Source organism: Microseira wollei NIES-4236, assembly GCF_020521235.1.
GTDB classification, from domain to species: Bacteria; Cyanobacteriota; Cyanobacteriia; order Cyanobacteriales; family Aerosakkonemataceae; genus Microseira; species Microseira wollei.
The window spans coordinates 1-7,471 of record NZ_BLAY01000297.1 but is presented as its reverse complement, the minus strand read 5'-3'; the positions used below and the strand labels follow the sequence as shown (position 1 = coordinate 7,471).

9 protein-coding genes are annotated in these 7,471 nt (G+C 43.9%); 3 read left to right on the top strand and 6 right to left on the bottom strand.

Annotated elements, in window-relative coordinates:
- Positions 1–157 precede the first annotated feature (157 nt).
- Positions 158–619, bottom strand: coding sequence for a peroxiredoxin (locus MiSe_RS46345; RefSeq protein WP_226593685.1), 462 nt, complete (start codon positions 617–619; stop codon positions 158–160).
- A gap of 338 nt (positions 620–957) precedes the next feature.
- Between MiSe_RS46345 and MiSe_RS46340 the strand changes: the two genes are divergently transcribed.
- Together MiSe_RS46340 and MiSe_RS46335 are read left to right on the top strand one after the other, a co-directional pair.
- Entirely contained in the window at positions 958–1,716 is a 759-nt protein-coding gene (locus MiSe_RS46340; RefSeq protein WP_226593683.1) for a choice-of-anchor E domain-containing protein, read from the top strand.
- Positions 1,717–2,405: 689 nt separating this feature from the next.
- Positions 2,406–3,146 (top strand): choice-of-anchor E domain-containing protein, encoded by a 741-nt coding sequence (locus MiSe_RS46335; RefSeq protein ID WP_226593681.1) that lies wholly within the window; start codon positions 2,406–2,408, stop codon positions 3,144–3,146.
- 185 nt (positions 3,147–3,331) lie between these two features.
- Here MiSe_RS46335 and MiSe_RS46330 read toward each other — a convergent pair whose 3' ends face one another.
- The 3 genes from MiSe_RS46330 to MiSe_RS46320 all read right to left on the bottom strand — a co-directional run bounded on the left by MiSe_RS46330 (position 3,332) and on the right by MiSe_RS46320 (position 6,020).
- Positions 3,332–4,222 carry a metal ABC transporter permease gene (locus MiSe_RS46330; RefSeq protein ID WP_226593680.1) on the bottom strand — a complete coding sequence of 297 codons (891 nt, stop codon included), beginning with the start codon at positions 4,220–4,222 and terminating at the stop codon, positions 3,332–3,334.
- 134 nt (positions 4,223–4,356) lie between these two features.
- The gene (locus tag MiSe_RS46325; protein WP_226593678.1) at positions 4,357–5,202 is read right to left on the bottom strand and encodes a phytanoyl-CoA dioxygenase family protein; all 846 of its coding nucleotides are present in this window, start codon (positions 5,200–5,202) and stop codon (positions 4,357–4,359) included.
- Between the two features lie 5 nt (positions 5,203–5,207).
- Positions 5,208–6,020 (bottom strand): metal ABC transporter ATP-binding protein, encoded by an 813-nt coding sequence (locus tag MiSe_RS46320; RefSeq protein WP_226593676.1) that lies wholly within the window; start codon positions 6,018–6,020, stop codon positions 5,208–5,210.
- Between the two features lie 102 nt (positions 6,021–6,122).
- Between MiSe_RS46320 and MiSe_RS46315 the strand changes: the two genes are divergently transcribed.
- Entirely contained in the window at positions 6,123–7,085 is a 963-nt protein-coding gene (locus MiSe_RS46315) for a metal ABC transporter substrate-binding protein (RefSeq protein ID WP_307731671.1), read from the top strand.
- On the opposite strand, the gene MiSe_RS46310 is transcribed toward MiSe_RS46315, so the two are convergent.
- Positions 7,072–7,233, bottom strand: coding sequence for a hypothetical protein (locus MiSe_RS46310; protein WP_226593674.1), 162 nt, complete (start codon positions 7,231–7,233; stop codon positions 7,072–7,074). The two genes, MiSe_RS46315 and MiSe_RS46310, sit on opposite strands and share 14 nt — an antisense overlap.
- Positions 7,234–7,236: 3 nt before the next feature.
- Positions 7,237–7,359, bottom strand: a complete 123-nt coding sequence (locus MiSe_RS51745) for a hypothetical protein (protein ID WP_264196726.1) — start codon at positions 7,357–7,359, stop codon at positions 7,237–7,239.
- Positions 7,360–7,471 lie beyond the last annotated feature (112 nt).

The following is a 7,471-nucleotide window of genomic DNA, read 5'->3' as shown; positions in this document are numbered from 1 at the left end:
CGATGGTTTTACCCGCAACCTGGTAGGGACACGGCACGATCAATATTTCGGGTTTGACAACCAATGTTTCACATGCCTTGTCCCTACTTTTGCCACAGGTTATTGGATCAATTGTCGATTGTGGCACGCATCTGTGGTCAAAGATGCCCCTACAAATTCACCCAATCTGAATTGTTTGCAGCGTTTTGAGCGATTCCTCCACATGCCCTTTGAAGTTGAACTGGGAGTTAAAAATATGCTGCACAACTCCATTTGCGTCAATTACGTAGGTAACTCGCCCTGGAAGCAAACCTAAAGTAGCGGGAACTCCGTATAGCTTCCGGACTTGGTTGCCAGTGTCGCTCAATAATATGAAAGGCAGTTGGTATTTGGTGGCAAACTGCTGGTGCGAGGTACTTGAGTCGCCGCTAATGCCGATCACTTCTGCACCCGCAGTTTTGAAGACTTCATAGCTATCTCTAAATGCACAGGATTCGGTGGTACATCCTGGGGTGTCGTCTTTTGGGTAAAAGTACAGCACGACGGATTTTTTACCTTTGAAGTCCTTAAGGCTGACGGGTTCGCCAGTTTGGGAAGGAAGGGTGAAATCGGGAGCGACATCTCCTACTTTTACTGCCATAGCTGCTAATCCCTGCAACCTGAGACGAATGTTAACTTTTGTTATGGTATCGCGCTCGCCACAACCAAGGCTACCGGCATCAGTAGTTACCCTATGCTTGTCCGGCGTTATTTTAGTATTTTAAAGTACTATTATTTCTAAGTATACTTAATTCCGAATAATTAAGGCGAGAATGTCCGATTGAGGCTATAAATATTACGTAATCATAGTTTTATCTACTTAATTAGATTCGCGTAAAACCTGAAAAAAACAATTTGAGCAAATTTAGGTGGAATAACGTTGGTAATTTTAAAAACCAGTGGCTAGATTGAAAAGGTGTCCATCAATAACGAAGTTGAATGAAAGCACAGCTATTAACAGGTCTAACCGTCGCCGCCGCAGTTGCAGGCGGAATCGCAACTGCTGAAATTGCCAACGCCAACACGCTGACGCGCCGTACCGTTTACCAACAGACCCAATTTGATCTAAACAACGTGCCGACCAACTACCTGGATCAAGGTTATGGTCGTACAGACATTCTCAATTCAATTATGAGTATCGAACAGTTCAGCCCCTCGCAAGGTACGCTCAGAAGCGTAAAGATCAACTTTTCCGGAGATATTACTGTAGATGGAGGTTTAGAAAACAGAGATGCGCGATCGCAGACAGTTACAGCCAATCTTTTAGGCGAACTGGAATTAAAATTGCCTAATGGTACATCTTTATTTGATTTGAATCCAACTAACTCGCGTACCTTTGACAATGTCAGCAGATATGACGGAAGGCAAGATTTTGCGGGTAATTCTGGGAGGACGTTTGAGGGACTAACCGCCAGCGGATCCGGAGAGAGAACCTTCACCGATAGCAGCTTCTTGCAGCAGTTCATGGGTAATAGCGTCATGAACTTCATGTTTTCAGCTACAGCCACCTCAAGTTTTATAGGCTCTGGAAACTTATCCACTTATGTGGATACATTTGCTAGATCCGCGCTCATGGTGACATACGAATATGAGGAACTCCCTCGCAAAATCCCCGAACCTGCTACTACTCTTGGTCTTGGTTTAGTTGCTGGACTGGGGTTGTTGTCGCAGAAAAAGAAAATCTGGAAAAAGGCTTAATCGAACCCCCCTAACCCCCCTAACCCCCCTTCCCTACAAGGGAAGGGGGGAATTTTTTGTTTTCAGGACTGACCCACGACGAGTAGGGACACGGCAATCGTAAAATCTTCCCTTGTACAGAATCAGGACTGACCCACGACGATCTTAGAAACCGGGTTTCTAGGAAACCCGGTTTCTTTGCGTCAGTCTCTCATACAGATCCCCCCTTTTTGGGGGGGACGGGAAAATATAACTTGCTTCCCTTTTAGAGAAGGGGGAAACGCCGCACAATGCTAATTTTTGTGACGAGTTGGCGATCGCAAACCCAATGCTACACAGATCGGTATTTACGTAAAAATCTTCAGAATGCCTCACCCATTGCCAGTTAAATAACCATTTTTACTTAAGTATCCTTAAATCTACTTAAGAGTAAATCATTAAAATTCGACGGATTATTTGTGAAGATTTAGATAATACTGATTCGGATCTGTCTTGAGTTTAAGTAATTTACGTATAAACTCAAGCGACTAAAGTTATTAAATCTTTAAATAAAATTGTTGTATTTAAAAAAAAATTGCTTTAGAGTAACAACAACGATAAATTTTTGATGAAGCGGCTGAGAAACGAGAGTAAACTTACGGTCAGCAAGCTTCATATATTCCAGGTGTGCATCTGCATGGAAAAATAGTAATCTTGCGGATGACAAAGTTATGAAAGCACCATTTTTAACAGGTTTAACGACTGCGACTGCATTAACAGTCATTTTGGCTACCTCTGGTATTGCTAACGCTGGTACGCTGATACGCACCGCTTCTTACATCCCAACAGGTGATGAAACAGACGTACCGCCATCCTACGCGATTAACAATTATGGTCGGACAGCCATTACGGACTCGCCTCTGAGTATTGAAAAATTCAACCCAATTTTAGGAATTCTCAAAAGTGTCAAAATCGGATTTACCGGACAAATTGCCGGTGATGGACAGCTGATAAACAGAGATGCAGGAGCGCCTAAAACAATCACCGGAGCGTTCTCAGGTAACGTTACATTAAAATTGCCAGACTCTACCCCTCTTTTCGACAAAAATCCAGGTCAGGCACTTATATTTCCCAATGTTCCTAGAAACCAACCAGTAATTTTTGAAGGACTCACTGCCGGAGACTCTGGAGAGAATACTTACACTGATAGCGCATTTTTAGCGCAATTTATTGGTGTTGGTAACTTGAACTTTTTGTTCTCAGCTCAAGGCACATCACAGTTTACGGGGCCGTCCAACTTAACCACCATCATTGATACTTATGCCAAATCATCTGTAACGGTTACATACGAATATGATACACCAGATCAACCACCGACAAAAGTACCAGAACCTGCTGTTACTCTTGGGCTTGGTTTAGTTGCTGGACTGGGGTTGTTGTCGCAGAAAAAGAAAATCTTGAAAAAGATTTAAGATTGTAGATTGCCGATTGCAGATTTAACTCAAATCTGCAATCGGCAATCCCTATTAACTCAATTTGCTAGTTATCTCAAAAGAAAGGCTAATGGCTAATTTTCAGGAAAGATGCTATATTAGCAATTAGCAATTAGCAATTAGCAATTAGCAACGCCCAAGTTTATAACTAGCAACTTGCGTTATTACCGAATTAACTGTTTCAACTCCCGCCACACCGCTGGTAACTGTTTAGAATTAGACTTGGGTTGGGTAAAAATACCGTAACTGGGGCTGAATAATAACGCCAGTAAAAATAATCCCGATGCAACTAATACAATAGCTGGGCCAGATGGCAAATTAAAAAAGTAGCTGAGATACATGCCGCTGATGCTGGAAAAAATCCCAATTCCAGCCCCTAAAATCATTACCTGATGCAGTCGTTTGACTAACAAATACGCCGTTGCCCCCGGTGTAATTAACAAAGATAACACTAAAATTACGCCTACTGCTTTCATGCTGGCGACAATTGTGAGGGCAATTAGCACCATCAGGCCAAAATTGAGTAAATTTACTGGCAACCCCGCCGCTTGAGCGCCTAAAGGGTCAAAGGTGTAGAAAAGCAGTTGTTTGTACAACAGAAAGACAACTAATAAAACAATTGCCGCGATGATGGCGGTGTCGCGGACTTCCTCGATGGTGACGCCTAGAATATTGCCGAATAGGAAGTGATTGAGGTCGATTTTATTGTCTTTTTGGATTAGGGTAATTAAGGTAATGCCGAGGGCGAAGAAAGCGGAAAAAACTATACCCATTGCGGCGTCTTCTTTAATCGGCGATCGCGTCCTGATCCATGCGATCGCCATTGTACTCACCACCCCGGCAATAAACGCCCCGACAAAGATATTGGTTCCTAGCATAAATGCGATCGCTAACCCCGGTAACACCGAGTGTCCGATGGCATCTCCCAGCAGCGCCAATCGCTGTACCATTAAATAGCTGCCGACGACCGCGCACAGAAGACCGACTAAAATGGCGATGATGAGCGATCGCTGCATAAAACCGTACTGTAACGGCTCAATTAATGCTTCTAACATTACTTTATTTCACTTTAACTCACGCCAGTTGCTAATTGCTAATTGCTAATTGCTAATATACCATTTTCCTGAAATTAGCCATTAGCCATTAGCCATTCGCTTCTATTTATGAGATAACTAGCAACTTGAGTTAACTAACCGTAAGCTCCACCGGGCAAAAATCCCAATAATTGTTTCAATTTAGGGCTTGCACTTTCATAACAATGACTCGGCATTTGATAATTCATGAACGGATTATACTTATGACCGACTAGCCTTTTTGCATAGGTCACTTGGGTAATATATCTCGTCACCTTTGAATTATTTCTGGAACCTCTGTGCCAAACTTGGTTATTGAAGCACACCGCCGCACCCATCGCCCCTAAACAGCTATAAACTTTATCTTCATAGGCTGCAATATCCCCATCACAAAATTTGCCAAACAAATGGGAACCCGGTATAACTTGCGTTGACCCATTTTCTTCACTCAAAACATCCGTCAAATAATAATTGACAGTAAACGCTAACACGTTTAACCGCACGTTCGTTAAAGGTTTCCCGTCAAGGGATAGGATATGGGGTGTATCATCTTGATGCCATTTATTGCCACCAAGTCCATCTGTTTCTGGAGCAATTTTAAAAGAATTATTGTGGATTACATGAATGACATTCGCATTGGGTATTCCCTCGTCCATCGCATAACCAGGGCCATTTGCTCCTCCGATTAAATGTTCGGCAAAGGTGACAATTGGCTCTAAATCAAACAGATTTAAGTTCGGCTGAGAATGCTCGAACATTCGTTCCATTATCTTGCGAGATGTTCTGGATTCTGACTCACCCACATCCGCAATTAAAGCTGCATCCAGATCGTTTCTCAGTGCTTCGCATTGTGCGGGGGTTAAAACATTGGGAATGACGAGAAAACCATTGGCATGAAAGAATTCAATCCATTCATGCAATTGTTGCTCTGTTGGCAGCTTGCCAGCTAAATATTCAGTCATGATTTTTAAGCAGCTTCTGGGGCAAAAAATACCACGTGACCTCCGTAGGCGCGGTAGAGGTTTTCTTGACTCAGCACTTGCTCGCGGGAACCCGCAGCAATTAGTTCAGTATTGAGTAAAATCAAATCATCAAAGTGAGAGATAGATTCTCCCAAGTCGTGGTTGACAACGAGGACGGTTTTACCCTCTTTTGCCAGGTCGTGAAAAATATCAAAAATCACCGCTTGAGTTTTTTGGTCGATACCGACAAAGGGTTCGTCAAAGCAGAAAATATCCGCTTCTTGTGCTAAAGCTCTCGCTAGAAAGACTCGCTGTTGCTGTCCTCCCGATAGTTGACCGATCGGGCGATCGCCATATTGACTCATTCCTACCCTCTCTAGGGCGTCTGCCGCAATGCGGCGACTGACACTAGAAAAGCGGCGAAACCATCCAGTTTTTCGCACTCTTCCCATCATGACTACATCCCAGACGGTGGCGGGGTAAGTCCAGTCGATTTGCGATCGCTGGGGTACATACGCCACCCGATCTAGCTGTTCCATCAAGGGCTTTCCATCATACAACACCCTCCCGCCAGTCGCGGGAACCAACCCCAACATTGCCTTCAGCAACGTACTTTTACCAGCACCGTTGGGGCCAATTATACCCGTTAACCGACCTGGTAGAATCTCGCAGGTAATATTCCTTAGTGCCTCTACCGCACGGTAGTAGACGCTTAACTGGCTAACCGTAATAATTGCACCTGGATCGGGTGGCACGATTCTCAGGTGGCAGACTAACTTCGTCCAATCGGTATCCGGTGACGCGGTAACAGTTTTCATAATCAGATGATGAGTTGGCTATTCTTTAGCGTATTATAAAAATGAAAAGATTATGAAAACATCTATTAATAGGAGTAATTTACACCATAAGCGAGACTAATAGTGCAACAAAGCAGCAAACGCAGATGGCAAGCGGCAGTTGGGGTTTTACTGGCATTTTGGCTGAATGCCTGCGATCGACAAACTGCCAACCGCACCAATCCAGGGGCAGATAATAAACCAAACGTGGTAGCAACCAGCACCATCATCGCCGACTTGACCGAGCGAGTCGGGCAAGGTGAAATTGAGCTAACCGGAATATTGCCAGCGGGTTCAGACCCCCACGTTTACGAGCCAGTCCCAAAAGATACGCAGGCATTGGAGAAAGCAAATTTAATTTTATACAACGGTTATAACCTGGAACCGGGGTTAATTAAACTGATGAACGCTGCGGGAATAAAAAGCAGAAAAGTAGCCGTCGGGGAGGTGGTAAAGCCTTTACAGTTGAAGAAAGACGGTAAAGAAACAGTTCCAGACCCCCATGTTTGGGGAGATGTAGAAAACGCGATTCAAATGGTTAATGGGATTCGAGATGCGTTAATTGAACTGTCACCCGAAGACCGAGAAACATTTACAAAAAATGCGGCGCAACTGAACAACGAATTAAAGCAGCTAGATGTTTGGATTGCTCAACAAATTCAAACGATTCCGCCTGAAAAGCGCAAATTGGTAACCACCCACGATGCTTTTCAATATTATGCTCGTGCCTATGGACTTTCGATTATTGGGACATTAATTGGCATCAGTACGGAAGAACAACCCAGCGCTAAAACCGTGCAGCAATTAGTAGAAGCGCTCAAAAGAACGCAAGTACCGGCAATATTTGCCGAAACTACAATTAATCCCGCTTTGATTAATACCGTCGCCCAAGAAGCTGGGATAAAATTAGCGCCGCAGCAACTTTACTCGGATTCAATTGGCGCACCGAATAGCGCAGCTAATAGTTATATCAAAATGATGCAAGCAAACACGCGCACCATTGTAGAAGCATTGGGGGGAAAGTCCGCGCCTTTTAATGCAAATTAGTAGGGGCGGGTTGCACCAATAATTTATGCAATAATGTACAGTTTAAATAAACCCGCCCCCGTAGGGGCACGGCGTCCAATAACTTTTGATTTTTACCAAAGATTGTAGAACGCCGTGCCCCGAAAGCCGGAAATGTATTTCCTGACATATTTCAAGTTTGAGAAACCCGTAAATAAACCCGCCCCCGTAGGGGCACGGCGTGCAATAACTTTTGATTTTTACCAAAGATTGTAGAACGCCGTGCCCCGAAAGCCGGAAATGTATTTCCTGACATATTTCAAGTTTGAGAAACCCGTAAATAAACCCGCCCCCGTAGGGGCACGGCGTCCAATAACTTTTGATTTTTACCAAAGATTGTAGAACGCCGTGCCCCGAAATCTGTAAAT

What these genes read in the sequence shown, in the direction of transcription:
- MiSe_RS46345 (WP_226593685.1), bottom strand. Translation starts at nt 619, where the DNA reads ATGGCAGTAAAAGTAGGAGATGTCGCTCCCGATTTCACCCTTCCTTCC.
- MiSe_RS46340 (WP_226593683.1), top strand. Translation starts at nt 958, where the DNA reads ATGAAAGCACAGCTATTAACAGGTCTAACCGTCGCCGCCGCAGTTGCA.
- MiSe_RS46335 (WP_226593681.1), top strand. Translation starts at nt 2,406, where the DNA reads ATGAAAGCACCATTTTTAACAGGTTTAACGACTGCGACTGCATTAACA.
- MiSe_RS46330 (WP_226593680.1), bottom strand. Translation starts at nt 4,222, where the DNA reads ATGTTAGAAGCATTAATTGAGCCGTTACAGTACGGTTTTATGCAGCGA.
- MiSe_RS46325 (WP_226593678.1), bottom strand. Translation starts at nt 5,202, where the DNA reads ATGACTGAATATTTAGCTGGCAAGCTGCCAACAGAGCAACAATTGCAT.
- MiSe_RS46320 (WP_226593676.1), bottom strand. Translation starts at nt 6,020, where the DNA reads ATGAAAACTGTTACCGCGTCACCGGATACCGATTGGACGAAGTTAGTC.
- MiSe_RS46310 (WP_226593674.1), bottom strand. Translation starts at nt 7,233, where the DNA reads ATGTCAGGAAATACATTTCCGGCTTTCGGGGCACGGCGTTCTACAATC.
- MiSe_RS51745 (WP_264196726.1), bottom strand. Translation starts at nt 7,359, where the DNA reads ATGTCAGGAAATACATTTCCGGCTTTCGGGGCACGGCGTTCTACAATC.